This window comes from Chitinophaga sancti, from assembly GCF_034424315.1.
Classification (GTDB): Bacteria; Bacteroidota; Bacteroidia; order Chitinophagales; family Chitinophagaceae; genus Chitinophaga; species Chitinophaga sancti.
Genome location: NZ_CP139972.1, coordinates 5694298 through 5717994 on the forward strand (window position 1 = coordinate 5694298; position 23697 = coordinate 5717994).

At 44.1% G+C, this 23697-nt stretch carries 20 protein-coding genes; 9 read left to right on the forward strand and 11 right to left on the reverse strand.

The window, feature by feature from the left end; translation table 11 throughout:
* Positions 1-22 precede the first annotated feature (22 nt).
* The 3 genes from U0033_RS22220 to U0033_RS22230 form a co-directional block, all read right to left on the reverse strand.
* Positions 23-958: an alpha/beta hydrolase gene (locus U0033_RS22220; protein ID WP_072362780.1), complete on the reverse strand. Its 936-nt coding sequence runs from the start codon at positions 956-958 to the stop codon at positions 23-25.
* 71 nt (positions 959-1029) lie between these two features.
* Positions 1030-2943: an acetate--CoA ligase gene (gene acs / locus U0033_RS22225; RefSeq protein WP_072362781.1), complete on the reverse strand. Its 1914-nt coding sequence runs from the start codon at positions 2941-2943 to the stop codon at positions 1030-1032.
* Positions 2944-3177: 234 nt separating this feature from the next.
* Positions 3178-3471 (reverse strand): hypothetical protein, encoded by a 294-nt coding sequence (locus tag U0033_RS22230; protein WP_143150781.1) that lies wholly within the window; start codon positions 3469-3471, stop codon positions 3178-3180.
* 370 nt (positions 3472-3841) lie between these two features.
* On the opposite strand from U0033_RS22230, the gene U0033_RS22235 reads away from it, so the two are divergent.
* Complete coding sequence (locus U0033_RS22235; protein ID WP_083571615.1) at positions 3842-4465, forward strand: helix-turn-helix transcriptional regulator; 624 nt, start codon at positions 3842-3844, stop codon at positions 4463-4465.
* A gap of 184 nt (positions 4466-4649) precedes the next feature.
* Positions 4650-5129 carry a hypothetical protein gene (locus U0033_RS22240; protein WP_072362785.1) on the forward strand — a complete coding sequence of 160 codons (480 nt, stop codon included), beginning with the start codon at positions 4650-4652 and terminating at the stop codon, positions 5127-5129.
* Here the strand turns inward: U0033_RS22240 and U0033_RS22245 are convergent.
* On the reverse strand, positions 5121-5642 hold the full coding sequence (locus U0033_RS22245) for a 5' nucleotidase, NT5C type (protein WP_072362786.1): 522 nt from the start codon (positions 5640-5642) through the stop codon (positions 5121-5123). The two genes, U0033_RS22240 and U0033_RS22245, sit on opposite strands and share 9 nt — an antisense overlap.
* Positions 5643-5736: 94 nt before the next feature.
* Between U0033_RS22245 and U0033_RS22250 the strand changes: the two genes are divergently transcribed.
* The 7 genes from U0033_RS22250 to U0033_RS22280 all read left to right on the forward strand — a co-directional run bounded on the left by U0033_RS22250 (position 5737) and on the right by U0033_RS22280 (position 16933).
* Entirely contained in the window at positions 5737-6483 is a 747-nt protein-coding gene (locus U0033_RS22250) for a DeoR/GlpR family DNA-binding transcription regulator (protein ID WP_072362787.1), read from the forward strand.
* Positions 6484-6497: 14 nt separating this feature from the next.
* The gene (locus tag U0033_RS22255; RefSeq protein WP_072362788.1) at positions 6498-7655 is read left to right on the forward strand and encodes an MFS transporter; all 1158 of its coding nucleotides are present in this window, start codon (positions 6498-6500) and stop codon (positions 7653-7655) included.
* Between the two features lie 505 nt (positions 7656-8160).
* On the forward strand, positions 8161-10980 hold the full coding sequence (gene carB, locus U0033_RS22260) for a carbamoyl-phosphate synthase large subunit (RefSeq protein WP_072362789.1): 2820 nt from the start codon (positions 8161-8163) through the stop codon (positions 10978-10980).
* A gap of 473 nt (positions 10981-11453) precedes the next feature.
* Entirely contained in the window at positions 11454-13406 is a 1953-nt protein-coding gene (locus U0033_RS22265) for a ComEC/Rec2 family competence protein (protein ID WP_072362790.1), read from the forward strand.
* Positions 13407-13417: 11 nt separating this feature from the next.
* The gene (gene purH, locus U0033_RS22270) at positions 13418-14932 is read left to right on the forward strand and encodes a bifunctional phosphoribosylaminoimidazolecarboxamide formyltransferase/IMP cyclohydrolase (protein WP_072362954.1); all 1515 of its coding nucleotides are present in this window, start codon (positions 13418-13420) and stop codon (positions 14930-14932) included.
* A gap of 77 nt (positions 14933-15009) precedes the next feature.
* Positions 15010-15606 (forward strand): RNA polymerase sigma factor, encoded by a 597-nt coding sequence (locus U0033_RS22275; RefSeq protein ID WP_072362791.1) that lies wholly within the window; start codon positions 15010-15012, stop codon positions 15604-15606.
* Positions 15581-16933, forward strand: coding sequence for a TonB family protein (locus tag U0033_RS22280; RefSeq protein WP_072362792.1), 1353 nt, complete (start codon positions 15581-15583; stop codon positions 16931-16933). The genes U0033_RS22275 and U0033_RS22280 overlap by 26 nt, the downstream gene beginning before the upstream one ends.
* Here the strand turns inward: U0033_RS22280 and U0033_RS22285 are convergent.
* The 7 genes from U0033_RS22285 to mutY all read right to left on the reverse strand — a co-directional run bounded on the left by U0033_RS22285 (position 16930) and on the right by mutY (position 23183).
* Complete coding sequence (locus U0033_RS22285) at positions 16930-17139, reverse strand: YqaE/Pmp3 family membrane protein (protein ID WP_072362793.1); 210 nt, start codon at positions 17137-17139, stop codon at positions 16930-16932. The genes U0033_RS22280 and U0033_RS22285 overlap by 4 nt on opposite strands.
* Positions 17140-17162: 23 nt before the next feature.
* Entirely contained in the window at positions 17163-18578 is a 1416-nt protein-coding gene (locus U0033_RS22290) for a LutB/LldF family L-lactate oxidation iron-sulfur protein (RefSeq protein ID WP_245801803.1), read from the reverse strand.
* A gap of 85 nt (positions 18579-18663) precedes the next feature.
* A complete protein-coding gene (locus U0033_RS22295; RefSeq protein ID WP_072362795.1) occupies positions 18664-19239 on the reverse strand; it encodes a DUF3109 family protein in 576 nt (191 codons plus the stop codon).
* 42 nt (positions 19240-19281) lie between these two features.
* The gene (gldD, locus tag U0033_RS22300) at positions 19282-19938 is read right to left on the reverse strand and encodes a gliding motility lipoprotein GldD (protein WP_072362796.1); all 657 of its coding nucleotides are present in this window, start codon (positions 19936-19938) and stop codon (positions 19282-19284) included.
* Positions 19939-19956: 18 nt separating this feature from the next.
* The gene (gene gldE, locus U0033_RS22305; protein ID WP_083571616.1) at positions 19957-21315 is read right to left on the reverse strand and encodes a gliding motility-associated protein GldE; all 1359 of its coding nucleotides are present in this window, start codon (positions 21313-21315) and stop codon (positions 19957-19959) included.
* A gap of 170 nt (positions 21316-21485) precedes the next feature.
* Positions 21486-21941 carry a single-stranded DNA-binding protein gene (locus U0033_RS22310; protein ID WP_072362797.1) on the reverse strand — a complete coding sequence of 152 codons (456 nt, stop codon included), beginning with the start codon at positions 21939-21941 and terminating at the stop codon, positions 21486-21488.
* Between the two features lie 177 nt (positions 21942-22118).
* A complete protein-coding gene (mutY, locus tag U0033_RS22315; protein ID WP_072362798.1) occupies positions 22119-23183 on the reverse strand; it encodes an A/G-specific adenine glycosylase in 1065 nt (354 codons plus the stop codon).
* Positions 23184-23697 lie beyond the last annotated feature (514 nt).

Sequence of the window (23697 nt, forward strand, 5' to 3'; positions counted from 1 at the left end):
ATTCGGGTGAAGCATGCTTTTTTTATTTTGCGGCCAGAAAGGTACTTACGGCTTTTTTCCATTTAGGGCCTTCGTGTCTGCAAAAGGATTGGTGACCTGATTGGGTAAATATTACCAGTTGTTTGTGGTTGCTACCTAAGTGATTGAAGATGGATTTTGTTTCATCTCTGGTCACCCTGATATCATGCTCTCCCCAGCAGAGTAATACGGGCATTTTCAGCTTTTCTCCTTCTTTTGCAGGTTGATATCCCGGTCCCCAGAATCCGTGTTCTAAACCGCCCCAGATTGCCAGCAATTGAGAAAGTGGGGATTCCGGTAAATTGACAGCCCGCATACGGCTTCTGACGGCATCTGTTAGTGTTGCAAAAGGGCATTCCAGGATAACTTTTTCCGGCTGCAGGTGATATTGTGGTATTGCTTTTAGAACGGCTGCTGCGCCCATGCTTACACCCCAGAGAATGATGGGCTTTTTTCCCCGTTTGCTGATATAATCATAAGCAGCTTTTACATCATCAGCTTCCCTGTAACCTATGGTACAGGAATTACCTTCACTGTTGCCATGACCTCTGAAGTCTGTGAGAAAGGTACTATATCCTAAATGACGAAACCAGGCAGCTTCGGAAAGCCCGGGGCCTTTGTTGCCTCCATACCCGTGAAAAAGCAGCACCGTTCCCCTGGAATTAGGTACAGGTATATACCAGCAGGAGAGATGCAGGCCATTTGTAGTAGGCAGGTTTACAGGAATGTAGGTTGTATCAGGTATAGTATGAGAGACTGTTTTTGAAATGCGTACACCAAAGAGAATGATCTTCAGTTTCCCAAGGGCATTCATCTGCTCAGGTTTACGATTGTCTGTAGTACCGGGTGCATAGAAATGGGTGAATTTATAAGCATGAAAGGCGGCGACAATATTAAGGACTACAAAGAGAATAACCAGGGTACGTTTAAGCAGCTTCATGGGGAACAAGGTAGCCGATTTTTCCTTTTAAAACAATGCTTCTGCCATTGGCAGAAGCATTGTTAATTATATTATTGTTTGCCTCTTTTGATGTCGTCTACTACGCCCGGATCCAGCAGGGTGGAGGTGTCGCCGAGGTTCTCCATTTCGCCTTCAGCTATTTTGCGGAGAATACGACGCATGATCTTACCGGATCTGGTTTTAGGTAATCCGGCTACAAACTGGATCTTATCCGGTTTGGCAATAGGGCCAATGATACGGGATACGGTCTGGAGGATATCTTTCTTTGTCAGTTCGGGATCATGAGCCATTTTCTCTGCGATGACGAATGCATAGATACCTTGTCCTTTGATGTCGTGCGGATATCCTACTACAGCGCTTTCTACCACACCTGCGTGCATGTTGATGGCATTTTCTACTTCGGCAGTACCGATACGGTGTCCGCTTACATTCAGTACATCATCCACACGGCCGGTGATGCGGTAGTAACCATCTTCATCGCGGAGACAGCCATCGCCAGTGAAGTAGAGGTTATTGTAGGTTGCGAAGTAGGTGGTGCGGCAGCGTTCGTGGTCACCGTAAGTAGTACGCAGCATGCCGGGCCACGGGTATTTAATGCAAAGGTTACCGTTCACGTTATTGCCGGTGATTTCCTGGCCTCTTTCATCAACAAGAATAGGCTGAACACCTGGCAGTGGGAGTGTGGCATAACCTGGTTTTTCGTGTGTAATACCGGCTATAGGCGTAATCATAATACCACCGGTTTCAGTTTGCCACCAGGTGTCTACGATTGGACAACGTCCTTTGCCGATATTGTCTTTGAACCAATGCCATGCTTCTTCATTGATTGGTTCTCCTACGCTACCCAGTTTTTTCAGGGAGCTCAGGTCTTTGTGATTTACCGGGCCCAGACCGTAACCCATGAGGCTGCGGATGGCTGTTGGTGCGGTATAGAGGGTGTTGACACGGAACTTGTCGGTGATAGACCACAGGCGACCTGCATCCGGCCAGGTAGGCACCCCTTCGAACATTACAGTGGTAGCACCGGCGCTGAGCGGGCCGTAGATAATATAGCTATGACCGGTAATCCAGCCTACGTCGGCAGTACAGAAATATACTTCACCGGGCTGGTACTGGAATGTATTTACAAAGGTATAATTGGCATATACCATGTACCCGCCGGTGGTATGCACCACTCCTTTAGGTTTGCCGGTAGAGCCGGATGTATAGAGGATGAAGAGCATATCTTCAGCATCCATTTCTTCGGCAGGGCAGGGAGGGTTGCCCATGGTTTCTACCTGTTTGATCTCATCTTCCCACCACAGGTCACGGCCTTTGATCATACTCACAGGAGTGCGGGTGCGGGTACATACGATCACTTTCTTTACGGAAGGGCAGGCGATGAGTGCATCGTCAATTACAGATTTGAGTGGAATATCTTTATTACCACGGAAGGCGCCATCGCAGGTAATGACGAGGCTGGCCTGGGCATCCTGGATCCTGTCAGCGATAGATTGCGCGCTGAATCCACCAAATACCACGGAGTGAACGGCACCGATACGGGCGCAGGCCAGTACGGCAATAGCCAGTTCAGGGATCATGCCCATGTAGATGCAGACGCGGTCTCCTTTCTTAACACCATTATTTTTGAGGACGTTTGCAAACTGGCAAACTTTGTTATAAAGGTCTCTATAAGTAATAACGCGGTGACGTTCTTCCGGATCATTTGGCTCCCAGATGATAGCTGGCGTGTTGCCTGATGTACCAAGGTGGCGATCGAGGCAATTCTCTGTAATATTGAGTTTGCCACCGACGAACCATTTTACATTTGGATCTTTGAAGTTCCATTCCAGGACTTTATCCCATTTGCGGCGCCAATAAAAATGATCAGCTATATTGGCCCAAAATCCTTCGGGATCCATAACGCTCTGCTGATATTGGTGTTGATAATCTTCTAAGCTCCTAATCTGGTAAGGATAAGCCATGGCTGCAATCAGTTTTTGTGTTGGTCAATAAGTAATAACGTGCGCGTAATGTGTGCAGCTTAAATTTAATAAAATTGGGGAATACGTGGTAGTCATTAACTGTTTATAAGCAAATATTAACGTAAATAGGGGAATAACTGATATGCCTTTTACTATCACCTTTAAGAATAATCAAAAAGAATAGTAAATACCCTCCGGACCGGAGGCGAAAATTACGGTAGCAGGATGGAATGCCTAATTCCTGCCATTCCTTTTGCGATACTTCTCACAATAATCCCAGAATTCTTTGTAGACTTCGTCGGATACTGCAATAATTTTTTCCTTTTCTGCATTACTGAGTAAAGGAATGATCGCTTCTTTTTCTCCATCTACCATTCTGTAGGTAGGACGCATTTTGCGATAAAAGGTTGGAATGCTCCAGTTACATTCGGCACAAACGCGTTCCCGAAATGTAAGGGGCAAACTAACCATTCTTGAGTGCAGATCTGCCATGAGATTCATTGCCTCGTTGCCGTTTGGTTTTGTCATCTTGTATGGTTTTATTCTCTGGGATTGTTGGTTGCAAGTTGTTGATAATTATGTCATTACAATAACAGTCATGCCCTTTCTAACAAAGCTATTTATATTTTTATAACTTAACCAATATCTGCACAATTATTTCATAAATTACTAAAAACCTTGTTATTATAAATTTATATTGTTTATAAATGTCAACTTTTTTCTCCGAATCTACAATCAGACTGCTTGATTTATAACGGAATTTGTCATCTTGCTCCGCTAAGTATGGCGTAACTATATTGTCTATATGAAAGGGCAATTAGGATAATGAAATGAAATTTATTATTATATTGTATGAATTGCACCTAAAAGCGATAACAGTTAGTAAAATCAAGCATACATGTCCAGGTTAATCCATATGGGCCAGCGCCTGAAGCAAATCTTAAAGCAGCGAAAGATTAAGATTGTTGACTTTGCAGATATGGCCGGTTTCACGAACCAAATAGCCCATTACCATCTACGAAAAAGCGATATGAAACGAAGTACATTAGAAAAATTCTGTGAGATCATCAGTATCTCGCCGGATGATTTCTATGAATGGAACAGTGTTTCTATTGTTAACGGCGAAAAGCCTCCCGGTTCTGCAGTATTACACCACGGCCACAGATTGATGGAATTGATCAGTGAGCGGGGATTAAACAAAACCAGGTTGGCCAAGCGGCTGGGAATGTCGAGGCGAACCATGTACAATCTCTTTGATAAAGAACTTTTTGGAAGTGAAGAATTGGACAAGGTGTCCAGAGCACTTGAAATAAGTTCCACTGGTTTCCTTCACCCCGGATCAATGGAAGATACCCGGATAGCAGATAGTGATGAAATGCTTGCTTTGAGGGAAAAATATTACAAGTTGCTGGAAGAACACAATTTGTTGTTGAAGACCCATTCCTCATTAAAAGAAGCACTCGAGCAGGCCAAGAAAGAAAATTTACAATTACGTAAGCTAGCCCGGTCCAAAAAGGGCTAATTGAACCAGTGTTAATCTACCTATCAGAAAACCTGTTTTAAAAACCTATTCTGTATTAAATAGCGCACCATTTTCTTAATTCCATCGTCGAGCGTATTTTGTTGTACTTAGTAAGTGTTACTATTTCTACAATAAGCAATATATTGCTAATCCCGATTCCAGGATTTAAAAAATTGTTACTGATATGAATTATTTGCCTGGTGCATTTGATACTCCTTTGTGGTATATCGTTATGCACTTAAAAGGGGCTTCTGGTATTCTTACGCAAAAGAGATATTGCGATGTACTGGCGCGCAGGTTAAACCGCGATCAGGCAAATAGTCTGATCAGCGTGGATGATTACCTGTTGCTACCGGATGCTATGTACCTGATGGTGCAGGAAGAAGCCCTGAAGCTGGATCTGTGGTGGCCCGCTTTCAGAGATCAGCTGCTGGAAGAGTTAAAGGAATTATACATGGCAGAGCTGATTGCCGGGGGCACAGCGGCACCCGTTGTTAACCTGGTGTGGGAGCCTGTAACGTATGAGTTAATCACGGGGCCGGAAGCCTTTGAGCACAGGGCAAATGAAATGTTATTCCTGCCCGTGCGCAAAGGCCTGGCACCAGATCCGGAATACTATCCTTATAACAGTGTTAATAATAAAGCAGGAATAGACTTACAATAAGATCTGACCTACTTCTTCCCAGCTGTTTACGCGTTTGTATCCAGAAATATTAACATTGTGAGGTGCTGTAAACATCAGCGGTTCACCTTTAAAATATTGCAGGTTTTTCACATGATCATCGATCATGTAATCGGCATGCACAATGGTTTTGGATCCACAGAAAACAATACGCTCCCATCCGATAAAAGGGAAGTGTTCTTTTAACCAGTCCAGTTTTTCAACTAAGGACTGCGGAAATTCCATGGCTGCCGATACGATGAAAACTTCGTGTTTGTCAAATAATGCTTTGACTACTTCCTGGCAGTCTTTGATAACAGGTTTATTTCTGAAGAATCCCGGTTCGTACAGGAATCCCCTGATAATCTCTTTGCCCCCGGGGAAACCTTCTGTTTCCGGTAGACCCATCAGGGAATTCCTGTCTATTGTTTCACCATAGCGCTCCGCGTACCAGTTAATATATTGCTGGCAGGTATCTGCCATTACTCCATCCATGTCTATTGCTATTCTTGCCATATTTTGCGATTTATTGCAAAGTTATGCAAATGTTACAAAGTTAATAGCAGAATGTTGCAAGAATTTAGTTAATATTGCAAGAAATTGCAAGAATATGCTGAAAGAGGAACGTTTTGAGTACATCCTCAGAAAGTTACAGGCAGATCATAAGGTATTACATACAGAGCTAAGTAATGACTTAAATGTATCAGAAGATACTGTACGTCGTGACCTGGAGGCCCTGGCGGCAAGTGGTTTGTTGACCAAAGTAAGGGGAGGGGCAATTCCCCACTCTCCCAATCCTTTCAATTTTACGGAGAGAATAGCCATTCACGAAGATGACAAAAGAGCGATTGCGGAAAAGGCGCTTTCTTTTTTGCACAATGGGCAGACTATAATAATGGATGGTGGTACTACCACTTATGCACTCGCTAAGTTATTTCCTGCTGCCTTACAGTTGACGGTTGTTACGCCCAGTATTCCCATTGCAATGCTATTGATGGAGCATCCGGGCGTGGAGGTCATTCTTTCGGGTGGGCGTGTTTTCAAAAGTTCGCAGGTAACAGCAGGAATAGAAACGATTCGTATGCTCGAGAAGCTACGTGCTGATATCTGTTTTATGGGGGTATGTAGTTTGCATACAGAAGTAGGTGTAACCGGTCCTCATCTGGATGAAGCGAACGTGAAAAATGTGATGGTACAGTCTGCAAGTAAGGTGATTGCACTTGTAACAAGCGAAAAAATGGGAACAGCGGAACCATATAAAGTCTGTGGAATAAGAGAGTTGGATACGATTATAACCGATGAGGCAGGATTAGCGATGGCAGGCCCTTACAGGGAGTTGGGTATTAATGTGAGCTGATTTTAATTATCTATATGTTTCAGGTATTGACAGCAGGCCTTCCGCAACAGCGGCAGGCGCGCATTGCAGTGAGCGCACTATTTTTTTTAACGGGATTTTGCTTTTTTAGTTGGGCTACCCGTATTCCGGACATTCAGCAAAAATTACATCTTTCCGAAGGTCAGTTAGGTGGATTGTTATTGGCATTGCCGATAGGTTCTCTCTTGTCTATGCCGGCAGCTGGTGCATTGGTTGGTAAGTATGGAAGCCGGCAGGTGCTGCTGGTGTTTGGATTGTTGTATAGTCTTATCCTGCCTACACTTGGCTTAGCCGGGGAAACCTGGATCTTATTTGCACTATTGGTGGCATTTGGTTTTTGTGGCAACATTGCAAACATTGCCGTGAATACACAGGCGGTATTTGTAGAGAAAATGTACGGGCGGTCTGTGATGGCTTCCTTTCATGGCTTGTGGAGCTCAGGCGGCCTGGCGGGTTCTTTGCTGGCCTGGGGAATGCAGAAGTGGCATGTATTGCCATACCAGCACTTCCTGATAAGTATGGTGATTGTGTTTATCATTCTGGCTGTAAATATCAATCATGTGGTAAGGCATGATTATCAAACCGGCGGGAGTGAAGAAAAGCAGCCCCTATTTGTATTGCCTGACAAGTTCCTGATGATACTTGGTATTATTGCTTTCGCATCTATGATCTGCGAGGGTGCTATGTTTGACTGGAGCGGAGTATACTTCAGGAAAGTAATTCATGTGAATGTCGCGGTAGTAGGTACGAATGCTTTTATGAGTACGATGGCTTCTTTCCGCTTCCTGGCCGATTACCTGAAGCTGCGTTTTGGCGTAAAGCGGGTATTGCAGTTAAGTGGCGGCCTCATAGCCAGCGGGTTGTTGCTGGCAGTTGTGTTCCCTTATTTTACGACGGCTATTATCGGGTTCCTGATGGTGGGTGCTGGTGTATCGGCTGTCGTTCCACTGGTATACAGTGCAGCAGGGCGTAGTAATACCATGACGCCCGGAATGGCGCTGGCGGCGGTGTCTACAATTGGTTACCTGGGATTCCTGTTTGGCCCGGTATTGATTGGCCTGGTAGCACAGATGAGCAGCCTGCGGGCCTCTTTCTTTCTCATTGCCCTTATGGGTTTGTCAATTGCCGTGATGAGCAACAGGGTTAAAAATTAAAAAAGCATATCCAGGAATGGATATGCGCAGTCTCATACAAAAAGAAAAAACATTATTGATTTGGGGAAGGCACCTGGTTAAAAGCAGGTGCCTTCCCTGTATATGCTGGTAATAGTTTATAGTTTGATGATTTTATTCAAGATCATTTGGGTGTTAAGAAATTATTATATGTGCAAACATACAATGAGAAATGCTGTTATTTTATGGTAGAATGATAACTGGTAGGGGCCCAAAACAGTAACCAGCTGGTATTTAATTAATTATTAAAAAATGAAATATGTATCTATTGGATATCTGGTATTGGAGTCTTCCTAAATTATATATGATTAAATATTATTCATGAGGTGAATTACAGGCTATTAGTGGATTTCAGGCAATGGAAACTGCCGCGTTTCAAGATTTATTGCAACAATAAACTTTAATACTCTTAACTTTGCACGATTTTTTTGTCGGGTGAATGAGAAGAAAATCAGCCAGGTTTTAATTTTTTCAATTAAATACGCAAATGCCTAAAGACTCTTCTATCAAATCTGTTCTTATTATTGGTTCTGGTCCTATTATTATTGGTCAGGCATGTGAATTTGACTATTCCGGTTCTCAGGCAGCACGTTCTCTGCGCGAGGAAGGAATCAAAGTGATCCTGATAAATTCCAATCCGGCCACTATCATGACTGACCCTATGATGGCCGATAGGGTGTACTTACTGCCACTGACGGTAGAAAGTATAGAACAGATCCTGGAAGAGCAGCAGATAGACGCTGTGTTACCTACCATGGGTGGTCAGACTGCCCTGAATCTTTGTAAAGAGGTAGATGAACTGGGTATCTGGGAAAAATACAATGTTCGCCTGATCGGGGTGGATATCAAAGCTATCGACAAAGCAGAAGACCGTGAACAGTTCCGCCAGTGGATGATCCAGCTGGGTATACCTGTTGCACCTGCTAAAACAGCTAACTCCTTCCTGGAAGGTAAAGAATTCGCACAGGAAATCGGTTTCCCATTGGTAATCCGTCCTTCTTTCACCCTGGGTGGTACCGGTGGTGGTTTTGTGCACACTAAAGATGATCTGGACGAGGCGTTACAACGTGGTCTTCAGGCATCTCCCATCCACGAAGTACTGGTAGAAAAAGCAGTACTGGGATGGAAGGAATTCGAACTGGAATTGCTGCGTGATGCTAAAGACAATGTTGTCATCATCTGTACAGTAGAGAACCTGGATCCAATGGGGATCCATACAGGTGACTCCATCACGGTAGCTCCTGCCATGACGCTGAGCGATACTGCTTATCAGCTGATGCGTAACAAGGCAATGGAAATGATGCGTGACCTAGGCAACTTTGCCGGTGGTTGTAACGTTCAGTTCTCCCTGAATCCTGCTACTGAAGAGATCATCGCGATTGAAATCAATCCCCGTGTGAGCCGCTCTTCAGCACTGGCATCCAAGGCAACTGGTTATCCAATTGCAAAGATTGCTGCTAAACTGGCAATCGGTTATACCCTGGATGAACTGGAGAACCAGATCACCAGAACTACTTCTGCATTCTTTGAACCAGCACTGGACTACGTAATCGTAAAAATGCCACGCTGGAACTTCGATAAATTTAAAGGTGCTGACCAGACACTGGGTCTGCAAATGAAATCTGTAGGAGAGGTAATGGCAATCGGCCGTACTTTCCCTGAAGCATTGCAGAAAGCATGTCAGAGTCTGGAAAACGATGCACTGGGTCTGGGTTACTACGGTAAATCCCAGATGAAGAGCGAGCAGCTGCTGGAAAGAATGAAGACACCTACCTGGGATAGGATCTTCCGTATTAAGGATGCCCTGATGGAAGGAGTATCTGTAAAGCACCTGCACCAGATGACCTACATTGATAAATGGTTCCTGCACCAGATCAATGATATCGTGACACTGGAGAAACAACTGAGGGAGCACGATCTGGATTCTTTACCTGCTGATATGCTGCGCGAAGCAAAACGTATGGGCTTCTCCGATGCACAGCTGGCAAACCTGCTGGGTAACTGTGAAGAAGAAGAGGTATACACTAAACGTAAGGAACTGGGCATTACCCGTACTTATAAAATGGTAGATACCTGTAGCGCTGAATTCGAAGCAAAAACTCCTTATTTCTACTCCACTTTTGACCAGGTAAACGAAAGCCAGCCTTCTGAAAAGAAGAAAGTAATCGTACTGGGTTCCGGTCCTAACCGTATTGGTCAGGGTATTGAATTCGACTACTGCTGTACCCATGGTCTGCAGGCGATTCAGGAATGCGGTTACGATGCGATCATGGTAAACTGTAACCCTGAAACAGTTTCTACTGACTTCGATATGGCAAACAAGCTGTACTTCGAACCAGTATTCTGGGAGCATCTGTGGGAGATTATCGAGCTGGAAAAACCTGAAGGGGTGATTGTGCAGCTGGGTGGTCAAACGGCGCTGAAACTGGCTAAAAAGCTGGAAGAAAAAGGCATCCGCATCATCGGTACATCCTTCGATAACATGGATATAGCCGAAGACCGTGGCCGCTTCTCCGACCTGCTGAAAGAACTGAACATTCCTTATCCTAAGTATGGCACTGCCTTTAACACCGATGAGGCGATAGAAGTAGCGAAAGAAGTAGGTTACCCGGTACTGGTTCGTCCTTCTTATGTATTGGGCGGTCAGCGTATGCGTATCGTAATCAACGAAGAAGAACTGGAAAGCTCTGTACTGAGCCTCCTGAAACACTTACCAGGTAATAAGATCCTGATTGACCACTTCCTGGACCGTTGTCAGGAAGCAGAGATCGATGGCATCTTCGATGGCGAAAACTTCCATGTAATGGGCGTAATGGAGCACATCGAGCCTGCAGGTATTCACAGTGGTGACAGTAACGCAGTATTGCCAGCATTCAACCTGTCTCCAATGGAAGTAACAACTATGGAGTACTACGCTGAGAAGATTGCAAGAGCACTTGATATCCGTGGTTTGATCAACATTCAGTTTGCCATTAAGAGTGGCCAGGTGTATGTGATCGAAGCTAACCCACGTGCATCCCGTACCACACCATTTATCGCGAAAGCATACCAGGTACCTTACCTGAATATTGCAACCAAGATAATGCTGGGTAAAAATAAACTGACCGATTTCACCATCGAAAAGAAACTGGACGGTTTTGCCATCAAGGAACCTGTATTCTCTTTCAATAAGTTCCCTGGTGTGAACAAGGAATTAGGCCCTGAAATGAAATCAACAGGTGAAGCAATCCGCTTTATCAAAGACCTGCGTGATCCATATTTCAGAACCTTGTACAAGGAAAAGAGCATGTACCTGAGCAACAAATAAGTTGTTACAGCATATTTCTGAAAAGGGGTGTATCTCAATAAGATGCATCCCTTTTTTTATGCAATTACTGTATGTTTAATGGAATGAATAAAGTGAAGAATGATTGCGGTGGGTATAAAAAAAATCAGAGCCTGATGAAGATCAGGCTCTTTCTTTTCCCTCAAAATAACCATTAAAGACACGACTATTTACTTACATAAATAGCGTGACCGGTAATGCAGTTTACTATAAATATTAAATATTAAAAAGATGTTAACTAATCAATAACAGATGAAAATAGTGTTTATTTTTATAATACTGATAAACAATTGTATAACAGATGTATGTAAATGTATATATGTAAAATGCCATTTGAAATTCCAAAAATTTTCATCTTATTAACTTATCATGATGATTTTTCAGGGATCAAATTTTTACTCCTGAGATTGGTGTGTTAAATTGCTCATTCCATTTTTGTTAACCAATGATAAGTCATGTTTGTTTACATCCTGAGAACTGCTCCTTTTTTGCGGATTGTCATTCCCTTTATAGCAGGCATTATCTGGCCATTACCATTGTTGTATATTCTTTCGTTCACAGTTTTTCTCCTGATCCTGTATGTAGGCGTTGCCTACATGCCCCTGTGGTGGCGGTTTCGACTGGATGGATATAGAGGTACAATACTGCAATTGTTACTCTTTTGCATGGGCAGTTTAGTAGCCGATGCAAAAGAAAAATATAAACACCATCTGATCAATCCCTCTCCTGATCAGGTGTTAGCAGGAATAATAACAGTGCCTGTACAGCGCAGTCATTATGGCTACAGAACAATTATTGAACTACAAACAAGGGAACAATTACTGATTTACTTTCCTCCGGATAGTGCTGTCAGGGCTATTCAGGAAGGAGACATGTTATTATTTACCGGGCAGGTACAACCTATTTCTTTCAGTGGCAACCCGGGTGCTTTCAACTATCGTGAATACTGTGCTACCCGATATATTTATCAGCAGGTACATCTGCAAACCGGCCACTGGCGGCATCGGAAGATGCCTGGAAGTTTCCTGTTACGATGCCGTAATAGTTGCCTGCACATTATTAATACTTACATTGGCGGCCGGGAAGCCGGTCTGGCAGAAGCTTTGCTGATAGGGTACAGGTATGATTTAGATAAAGACATGGTGAGTGATTATATGCAGACCGGCATTGTGCATATCATCGCCATTTCAGGTATGCACCTCGCATTGATCTATGCCTGTTTGCTCTGGTGCCTGCAATGGTTGCCGATTCCCCGGCTTAAAGGCCTGCTCATTATCGTTGTGATATGGGGATTTACTTTACTCACAGGTGCATCTGCTTCAGTGTTGAGAGCAGCCGTCATGCTGACTGTAGTTACTACCGGGAAGTTCATTTTAGACAGGGAATCTACAACTTACAATCAGCTGGCGCTTTCTGCATTCCTGCTCCTGTGTTACGATCCCGGATTGATCAGGGATGTTGGTTTCCAGCTATCGTATCTGGCCGTATTAGGAATACTATTGCTCTATAAGCCACTGTACGGATTACTTTCATTCAAAGCTTTATGGCAACGAAAGCTATGGGAAGCGACAGCATTATCTATCGCTGCGCAGGCAGTGACCTTCCCTTTAGGGCTGTATCTTTTTGGCCGGTTTCCCCTGTATTTTCTGCCTGCTAATTTAGTGGCTGTACCATTATCCACTGTGATCTTATATGGTGAAATGTTGCTGTTGTGTGTGCAGCAACACTGGCTGGGTGCCTGTTTGCAATGGTTGCTGGTGATGATGAATCACATTGTTGCATGGATTGGCCATTTGCCCGGAGCTAATATTTCCGGTCTGCATGTGTCTGTGTATGGAGTAGTTGCATTATATGTATGTACCGGTGCATTATTAGCCGGTAGGAAAGGGATATTATATATGCTGGGAGCATTATGCCTGTGGAGTTTGACAATACTGCCTGAGCGGCTGCGAAGGCAAAATCAGCAGGTGATGATTGTGTATAACCAGCCACGACATACAGGAATTGACTTTATCCGGGGCCATGTAGTTCAGTTCGTAGGCGATGATAGTACTGCTAATGAAATGCTGGGAACTGCGAGGGCGTTTTATGAAGTAGATACAGGAAGACTACCGGCATTTGAACAGCTGGGGCATTTTATTTGTTGTGGAAACAAGCGCCTGGTAATTGTGGATAGCGCATTGCCAGCTGGCAGGCCATCAAAAAAATTCAAAACAGATTATGTTTTACTTTCACATAATCCACATGTGGCTATCAAAGATTTGCAGGGGTTTTACGATGCAGGCTGCTATATTTTTGACGCATCCAGTTCCCGTAGCAGGATACAGGAATGGAAAAGTGAATGTTACGCGCTAACTTTGCATTTCCTTTCGCTTCCGGACCAGGGAGCCTATGTTGTAAATTTCTAATGTTTCCATACATGCAAAAGCAAATAAAATCAGCATTGATCTCCGTTTTCTATAAAGACAACCTGGAGAACATCGTAAAAAAATTAGGTGAACAGGGTGTAACCATCTATTCTACCGGTGGTACACAAAAGTTTATTGAAGACTTAGGTGTTTCCTGTGTGGCTGTAGAAAATTTGACAGCTTATCCTTCCATTCTTGGGGGCCGTGTAAAAACATTGCATCCTAAAGTATTTGGTGGCATTCTGGCTCGTCGTGACAATCCTCAGGATCTGGAGCAGCTGGCACAATACGAGATTCCTGAACTGGATCTGGTAATCGTGGATCTGTATCCATTTGAAGAGACTGTAAAGAGCACCAAAGAAGAACAGGCTATCATCGAGAAGATCGACATCGGTGGGGTATCTCTGATCAGGGCTGCCGGTAAGAATTACAAAGATGTAGTCATCGTAGCTTCCAAAGACCAGTATGCTGATCTGGAAAAAGTATTGACTGATAATAAAGGTGCTACTTCGCTGGAAGATCGTCGTGCTTTTGCTGCTAAAGCGTTTGAAGTATGTGCTAACTACGACGTAGCAATTTCACAATACTTCCTGAACAATGAGCCCGCCGCTTATTTCCAGGTATCTGCTCCGCAGGGTCAGATCATGCGTTATGGAGAAAACCCTCACCAGAAGGGCGTATTCTACGGTAATCTGTCTGAGATCTTCAACAAGCTGCATGGCAAGGAACTGTCTTACAATAACCTGGTAGACGTTGATGCAGCTTGCCAGCTGATCCAGGAATTTAAGGATATTACTTTCGCTGTCATCAAGCATACCAACGTGTGTGGTGTTGCTAGCCGCGCTACCCTGAAAGAAGCATGGGATGCAGCACTGGCCGGTGATAAGGAAAGTGCATTTGGTGGTGTACTGGTATGTAACACAATTGTAGACAAGGTTACCGCAGAGTCTATCAGTGAAATCTTCTTCGAAATCCTGATCGCTCCTGGTTTCGCAGCTGATGCACTGGAAGTATTGCAGGCTAAGAAGAACCGCATTTTATTAGAACAGAAAGCACCTGTGGTTACTCCGAACGTATACAAGAATGTACTGAACGGTGTACTGCTGCAAGGTAACGATAAGGGTAATTTCCAGGATTGGAATGATGTAGGTGCAAAACCTGCTACTCCTGAAGAAAAAGCAGACCTGACTTTTGCTAACATCGTTTGTAAGCACCTGAAATCAAACGCGATCGCACTGGTGAAAAACCAACAGCTGATTGGTAAAGGCTGTGGTCAGACCTCCCGTATCGATGCACTGCGTCATGCGATTGAAAAAGCAAAGCAGTTCAGCTTCGATCTGAGAGGCGCTGCTATGGCATCTGACGCATTCTTCCCATTCGATGACTGTGTACGGATCGCTCACGCTGAAGGTATTGTTTCTATCATTCAGCCAGGTGGTTCAGTTCGTGACAATGACTCAATTACTTACTGCAAAGAAAATGATATGGTGATGGTGATGACCGGCATGCGTCATTTCAAACACTAAGCTTTTCCTGCAAGAAAGAATAATATTTAATAAGCACCGGTTATGCCGGTGCTTATTTTTAATATTTGTTACCGGCTATGGCATTTATACATCACAATAGTGACAACGGGGCGGATGACGCACAGCTGATCCGGATTTACAAACAGTCCGGCAAGTTGGAAGATCTCGCCACCCTATACCAGCGTTACATGAACCTGGTATATGGGGTCTGTTTGCGTTATTTTGATGAAGATGCCAGTAAGGATGCCGTGATGCAGATTTTTGAAGAACTGATCCTGAAATTGCAACAGTATGAGGTACAGAACTTTAAGAGCTGGCTGCACGTTCTTGCCCGGAATCATTGCCTGATGAAACTTCGGGCCATGAAGAACAAAGAAGGCCGGGAAGTCTCTCTTGATGGTCTTCCTGTTATGGAAAACGAGCAATTTACACATCATAACGGCAGCACGGCCCTGGAGACAGATCTTCAGGAAATGGAAAGGTGTATGGAGACCTTGCCTGATGAACAGAAGCGCAGCGTTGACCTTTTTTACCTGAAAGAGAAGAGCTACAAAGAAGTAGCAGACCTGACCGGCTATGAAATGAAGAAGGTGAAAAGTTATATACAGAATGGAAAGCGCAATCTGAAAATTTGTATGGAACAACAAAATGCAGCAGCAAAACAATCATATTAAACCTGTGGCAGATCCCGAGCTGATACGCCGTTATCTGGCCGGAGAGCTGGATCACAAGGCTATGCACGCCCTGGAGCGGCAGGCTTTGGATGATCCGTTCCTGGCAGAGGCACTGGAGGGCTTTGAACAGCATGCTCCGGATCAGCGTGTGAACCTGGCTGACCTGGGCAAACGACTGGAGCAAAGGGTACAGCCAGCCAAAAAGAATGTGGTGCCGATGTATGTACGTTGGGCAGCTGCTGCAGCTGTATGCCTTTTGATTGGCTCAAGTGTGATCTGGTTGTGGCCTGCACGTAATCAAAGTGAGATAGCAAAAGTTACTGTTAAGACAGATACAATCATTCCGGCCGAAGTCACCGCTATGGTGCAGGTGCCTGAGAGTGCTACCATGTTCAAAAAGAATCAGGATAACCGTAAAGCTGAACGGTCCACAGTGGTGACGCTGCCGGCAATTGCTCCTGCTCCGCAGCCACAGGCAGAAGTAGCAGCAGCTGAACCTGTACCTGTCGCCACTTTTGATGTAGCAAAATCTGCCCGTTCAATAGCAGCTGCTGAGAAAGAAAAAGCAGATACTGCTATAGAAATAAGCAGTCAGAAATTTTATAGTATAGATTCGAAAGCAGTAGCCAGCCAATATTTCAATAATAAAAATTATAATTATAGTGGAAATGTTATTTCTGTTTCAGTTGATAAGGATATTAAGTCTGGTTTAGGATGGGATATCAGCAGGACTGCTGCTGCATCTGTTTTTGAGCCGAACCAGATCAAAGGCCGCATTCTCAATGTAACTGGTGATAGTGGTATTGCCGGAGCAACCGTCACTTTGGGATATATAGGAACAACGACCGATAGGGAAGGATATTTCTCTCTCCCCAGCGATGGACTCATAGCAAAAAGTAAAAAAGCAAACAGAAGTAATCTCGGATTGATGAATGCCATCGCTCCGGGATATCAGAGTTATAGCCAGACTTACAAAGGAGATGATTTTGTAAGAATGCAGCTGAAAAGAACTACTGATACTACCACCACATTCTATAATAATAGCAAAGACCCATCTCCAATGGGTGGATTTGATAAGTTTGAAGCATACCTCGCTAAAAATGTGCAGTATCCTGCCGGCCTTACTGTCAGAGGCAGCGTGAGAGTACAGTTCTATGTGCAGCAGGATGGTTCCCTCACCGATTTCAGGGTGCTGAAAAAATTACAGCCTGCGTGTGACCAGGAAGCTATCCGCCTTATTAAATCCGGGCCGGCCTGGCTGCCTGCAGCAAATGGGAAAGCTGTAAAAGTAAGAGTGGATGTGACATTTACCCCGGCAGCTAATTAATAGTTGCCCCTGTTCTGCTTTATCGCCTTAATCAGTTTCCTGTTCCTTCTGTCTGCACGACTATTATCTAATGATATGACTGCCCATATTGCAGCTGGTATCCAGCCCAGTATAGTACATTGCAGTATCAGGCATAATATGCCGGAAAGGAGTTTGCCTCTCAGCAAAAATGATAGCCAGGGTAATAATATTGCTATCAGCGTCATGTAGTGGTGTTTTATTGAATTTACTATTTTTTGCGGTCTTTCCACATCTGGTTGAAGGACTTAGGTGCAAATACAGGTAATTCCCTGTCGTCTCCCCAGGCCTTTGTAAAGAACTTTTTCATGAAAAAGTTCTTCATATTTCCACTGGCCAGGTTCATGATCCGCCGGTTCAGACTAGCTTGTTTCCAGCCAAACCAGGATACCTTTTCAGCTCCGGAAGTGTGGTTTTCTTCGACTGCTTTATGTCGGTTGTGGAGTAATAACTCGTGAAGATTAATGCGCACCGGGCATACTTCGGTACAGTTTCCGCACAGGGAAGAAGCATAGCTCAGGTGCATATAATTATCAATACCTTTCAGGTGAGGGGTTATGACTGATCCGATAGGGCCGCTGTAAGTGGTACCATATGTATGGCCACCGATGTTTTTATAAACAGGGCAGGCATTCAGGCAGGAGCCGCAGCGAATGCAATACAGCGCCTCCCTGGCTTCGGTATCTGCGAGGATATTGGTACGACCATTGTCCATCAGTATCACATACATTTCTTCAGGACCATCTATCTCGCCTTCCTGGCGCGGACCGCAAAAAATGGAATTGTACACTGTTACCTGCTGACCAGTACCATAGGTGGCCAGTAATGGCCAGAAGAGTGCAAGGTCACTGAAAGAAGGGATCATCTTTTCGATGCCCACCAATACAATATGTGTTTTTGGAAATGCAGTGCTCAAACGGGCGTTACCTTCGTTTTCAGTGACGGCGATACCCCCGATATCTGCTATGATAAAGTTTGCACCAGTAATGCCGATTTCTGCATCCAGGTATTTCTGGCGCAGTTTTTCGCGCGCTACCATGGTGAGTTCCTGCGGTGTAAGATTGGGAGGAGTACCCAGTTTTTCTTCAAACAAACGGGCTACATCTTCCTTGCTTTTGTGCATGGCAGGGGTTACGATGTGGTAGGGAGGCTCCTCATCCAGCTGCTGAATATATTCTCCCAGGTCTGTTTCTACACACTCAATATTATTATTGGCCAGGAAGCTGTTCAGGTGAACCTCTTCTGTTGCCATAGATTTACTCTTGACAATGCTTTTGCAATTTTTCGCTTTGCAGATGGCCAGTATTTCCTCCAGCACCTGTTCTGCATTCTCTGCCCAGATCACTTTTCCACCACGACGGGTCAGGTTAGACTCAAATTCTTCGAGGTGTTTGTCAAGCTGCTCAATCGCTCTCCATTTAATATTCTTGGCACGTTCGCGTGCAGTCATCAGGTCGGAAAACTGATTCTTTCCGGCTTTTACTGCAGCATTATACTTACCTATATTATGATTGATTGTCTGGCGATGACCAAGGTCTGTCGCTTTCTTCCCGCTCTTGTCCAGGAATGTGGAGGCATTCTGATGCATACTTTGTTGGAATTGCTGATTGCGAATGACAAAAGCCATACCGTTTTCGGGTATGGTGGTGTATTAGACAACTATCCGGTAAAGATAGGGAATTACCGATGGATAATACCATGGGCTGTCAGCCTTAATCTGCGCGGTATTGCTTGGTAGCTATTTTATCCAGTACAGCATAAAACTCTTCCCCGTATTTGCGGATGATGGCTTCCTGGAGAAAGCGGTACACCGGTACTTTCAGGCTTTTACCATTTTTGCAGGCAGGTTTACATATGTCCCAACGGTCGTAGTTGACCGCTTCAAAAGATTCGTATTTAGTGATACGGATAGGATAGAGGTGGCAGGAGATTGGTTTCTTATAGTCAACTACACCATCTTTATATGCTTTTTCTATACCGCAGCCCACTACACCATTTTCATCGATACTGGCGTATGCACAAATACCTCCTTTTACAATGGGGGTTACATACCCATATTCATCGTCGGTCGTATTGGTTCCGGTTTTTTCTATTTCAGCAATCCCTTCCGGGCGGAGGTAAGACTTAATTTTTGGATAGACCTTTTTGAGGATCTTAACTTCTTCTTTGTCCAGTGGCGCACCACAGTCACCTGCAACGCAGCAGGCTCCTTTGCAGGCCCCCAGGTTGCACACGAACTTTTCTTCAACTATTTCGTCACTGATATATTTATCGTCTATGATGATCATTGGCAGGATAATGACCGCAAAATTACAACAATCCGCTTGTTTTTACATGGTTCGGTTCGGAGTCTGTCGCCACTTCAGTGTTTCTACGAGGTGTAGCATGTCCTCCTGCAGGAATTTATGAACGGGCGCAAGTGAGTCTGCATTTGGCGCTGCATCAAAATAAAGGGCGCCACGCAGGAAGTGTTTTACGGAATCTGTCACATAAAATTGTTTGGCAGAAGCTGCATTACCTCCTACATCGTAAAAGAGACCAAATACCTGCCTGTCAGGATTGCCAATGCTTTTTTCTTCAATATATTCCGCCTTATAAGTATGCTTATAAGTCATCTTGAAGGCGTCGTTAACGAGTTTCTGGAAGTCATTTTCCCCTTTTCCAATTTCCTTGTAGCTCATGTATATTTTCCCATTCAGGGTAGGAAACTCTACATTAATCCAATAGGGGTTTTCCGTTTTCTGCCCGAAGAAGAGGCTGTCTTTGACGATATTGGCGTAAACGGGATATTCGAATGTATATGGATAGCCGGGTTGGTCAAAAACACGGTATTGCCTTTTGGGAAAGTTGATCTGAAAGTATCCTCTTGGTTTAGGAGTATAAGTTTGGTCACAGGCAGTATACAGCAACGGCAGTAATAACAGCATGAAACAGCCCTTCAGCCGGGCGGAAACAGGTGACAGGCTTCTTTTTCTCTTACAGTTCATTGCTTCTATGTTGTGATATTAATCTTCTTCCACGTTTTGCCTAACGCTGACCTGCACTTTCTGGATGCGCATTTTACTCTTTTCCAGTACGGTAAAGTCATAGTCTCCATAGGTGATCACGCTGTTTTCATCCGGGAATTTACCGGCCAGTTCCAGGATAAGGCCTCCGATGGAGTCGCTTTCACCCTTTACTGCTTCGAAGGTATCCGGAGGAATGTTCATGATGCGGCAAACGTCGTTGAGCATGGTTTTGCCCTCGAACACGTAGGTATAGTTATCAACTTTTGAATAGTTGAATTCTTCTTCGTCGAACTCGTCTTTGATGTCTCCGATCACTTCTTCTACAATATCTTCCAGGGTTACGATCCCGGAGGTGCCACCAAATTCATCCACCACTACGGCAAAGTGCATTCTCCTGGTCTGGAATTCGGCCAGCAGGTCTTCGATCAGCTTGTGGCCGTGCACAAAGAATGGTGTGCGCATCACGGAGTGCCAGTCGAAAGTTTTGCCTTTGTCGAGGTGAGGAAGCAGATCTTTGGTATGTATAACGCCAACGATGTTGTCCAGATTGCCTTTGTATACTGGCAGGCGGGAGTAGTGAAGGTCTGCAACGTGTTTCACAACCACATCGAAAGGGGCGTCGTATTCTACACCATGCACATCCAGGCGGGTATGCATGATTTGTTTTACAGTGATATTGCCAAATTTCAGGATGCCTTTCAGGATGTTTTTTTCTTCCTGTGAGGCGGTTGGATCCACGCTCATTTCGATGGCTTCGTCTATTTCCTGGTAGTTGACGGCGCCGCTGCCACGGTGGAAGAAGCGGGCTTCGATACTTTCGCTCATGCTTACATAGAAATCGCTTACGGGTTCCAGGGTAGCATGTACAATGCTTACGAACCAGGCGAAATAGGTAGCAAAGCGGATATTATTCTGGGCGGCCCATACTCTGGGGAGTACCTGACCACAGAAGAGGAGTACGAAGATGATGATGGCGATGCGTACTACAAATGAAACAACAGGCAGGGTTTGCAGGTCTTCCATTTGGGTAATAAGATAGCTTGTCACCATAATGAAGGCCAGGGAAAGGAGTATACCGGCTATCTGGAGGGAGGCCAGCAGGGAGCGGGGCTTTTCCAATAATTTGGTAATGAGTTTTCCACTGGTATTTTGCCTGGTTTTCAGCGCGTTCAGGTCTTTATAGTTCAGCGAAAAGAAGGCTACTTCCGCGCCGGAGACAATGAAAGCCAGGAGTAAGAGTATGAAAATTACAAGTAAATAGATCACCACGTTCGGCGTGGCAATTGGTGCCGAGGCTTGTAACAGGGTGAGCTTACCAGAAATAATGCTTGCCGGATAGGTGTACAAGTTGTTCAACTTTTCGTTAAAGAATTAGAAAACCAGCATTACACTGCAAAGCAGGTTCCAAAAAAATGGGAAAGTAATTCAGGTATTAAATTGAATCGCTTTCCCTATATGCAAATATAAGTAATACCCCATTACGGGATTATCAAGCAAAAAGAATTAATATTTTTTAATTGGATAACTTAAAAGGGCAGATCGTCAGCTGCGTCGCTAATTTGGGGGGGGATGTCCATATTGGGGAAATTATCACCGGAAGTGCTGCCTGTATTACTATGGTGGATGGCATGCTCTGAATTGTTAAGATCCATGCGTTTATCCAGCATAACAAGGTTATCACCTACAACTTCGGTGGCAAACTTTTTATTTCCTTCCTTATCTTCCCAGCTACGGGTGCGCAGGCGTCCTTCGATATAAACCAGGCTACCCTTGTGCAGATACTTCTGCGCCAATTCTGCCAGTCCACGCCATAAAACTACTGTGTGCCATTCTGTTTGGGAGATCAGTTTACCGGCTCTGTCTTTAAATGTCTCTGTGGTAGCCAGAGAAAATTTAGCTACTGCTATATTGCCTTCCAAAAACTGTACATCCGGATCTCTACCCAAGTTGCCAATCAGGATTACTTTATTAACACCTCTCATTGTTGCAGGTTTTAATCTATTGATTTAACGATGGAAATATAATGTTTCTTTAAATAAACAACCTTCTTAAAGTTAACATTTTTTTCAAATCGATGTGAAAAAAATGCTGACTACTTTTAGCTTCAAATACCTTGCCGCAGCAAGTTGAGCGCATTTTGGCTTCAGTTAGTTTTGGGATTAGAACAAGCTTAATTCTCTACGTTGCAGGAAGTCTGTAATCGTTTTTGGGAATGCATACCTGTCCAGTTGATCCTGGGGAACTGCGGTGTAGCCGGGCATTTCAGGCTTCTTTGCAACCGATATCATAATGAATTGACTATAAATTGTCTGATGTGTAAGCTGTTGTTTAAACGAGGCGGACACTGCATCTGTGTTATAACGCATATCGCCCACTTTTTCTTTGAAGGCGGGGAGTTTTTTTAAATCATTGATATCAGCAGGGGCAGCCGTCTCGATGAGTACAAACTCGTGAAGGTTTTGCCAGATATCATTTTCAGTGCGTTTACGGATATAAAGGTCATTCTTGTGTCTAACAATCAGGTAGTTGAAATACCGTTTTTTGATCACCAGCTTCTTTTCCTTTACAGGTAGTACGCCGGTAAGGCCCAGGTGAAGGGCTTTACACTTCCTGGCCAGGGGGCATGTTTTGCAGGCCGGTTGTTGTGGTTTACATACCACGGCACCGAAGTCCATGATACTTTGGTTGTAAACTGCTGATGCTCCATGTGGGAGTAGTTCAGCAGCCAGGGCTGCAAATTGTTTTTTACCGGCAGTACTATCGATAGGGGTATCGATGTCAAAAAAGCGGGAGAGGACCCTAAAAACGTTGCCATCCAGCACAGCATGAGGAAGGTTGAACGCAAATGAAGCAATTGCTGCGGAGGTGTAAGGGCCAATACCTTTGAGAGACTGGATCGCCTCGTAGGTGTTGGGGAAATGACCATGATACTGTGACACGATCTGCCGGGCGGCTGCCAGCATATTTTTGCAGCGGGCATAGTAACCCAATCCCTGCCACAGGCGGAACACTTCTTCTTCCGGTGCAGCTGCTAATTGCTGAACGGTGGGATAGGTCTGTATAAACTTTTCGTAATAAGCCCATCCTTGTTCCACGCGGGTTTGCTGAAGGATGATTTCAGACAGCCATATACGATAGGGGTCCTTTTCGCCTTTCCAGGGCATTGAGCGCGTATTGTCTTCACGATTCCATTCGAGGAGGGCACTGGTAAAAAATTGTTTCATGAAATGCAAAGATAAGTGAGTCGGGAATGATAAAATGAGTAGGGGTTAAGGTAGGTGTAGTGAAAATATATATAATCATCTATAACATATGAAAATAACTCTTATCTGAATACTTTATAAACAGAACTTGCTGATAAATAGACTAATGCGTATGGAAATGCGTTATATTTAGGTAGGATGCCGAATTTCATTTTGCTAAAATGAAACTAACTTTTTCATTAAGAGCAGAAAAAAAAGGCAAAATGAATATTATTTTTTGTATATTCGTTAAGTAGTGGTTTAGTGAAATATTCCGTTACATACCGATCGAAGTGACCATGTATTGATCACGAAATATGACCTCTGCTAAAGTTGAACCTGTTGCCAGAAAATGCATTAAAGGTTAGTATACAAAGACTTGTAGAGTGATTATTAAAAAGATATAAGGTATAAGAAAAAAAGATAAAATTTATTTGCTTTAAATTCAGCAATTAAAAAAAATTAAATAATTTTGGGACAAGTAATCCTTCGCTTC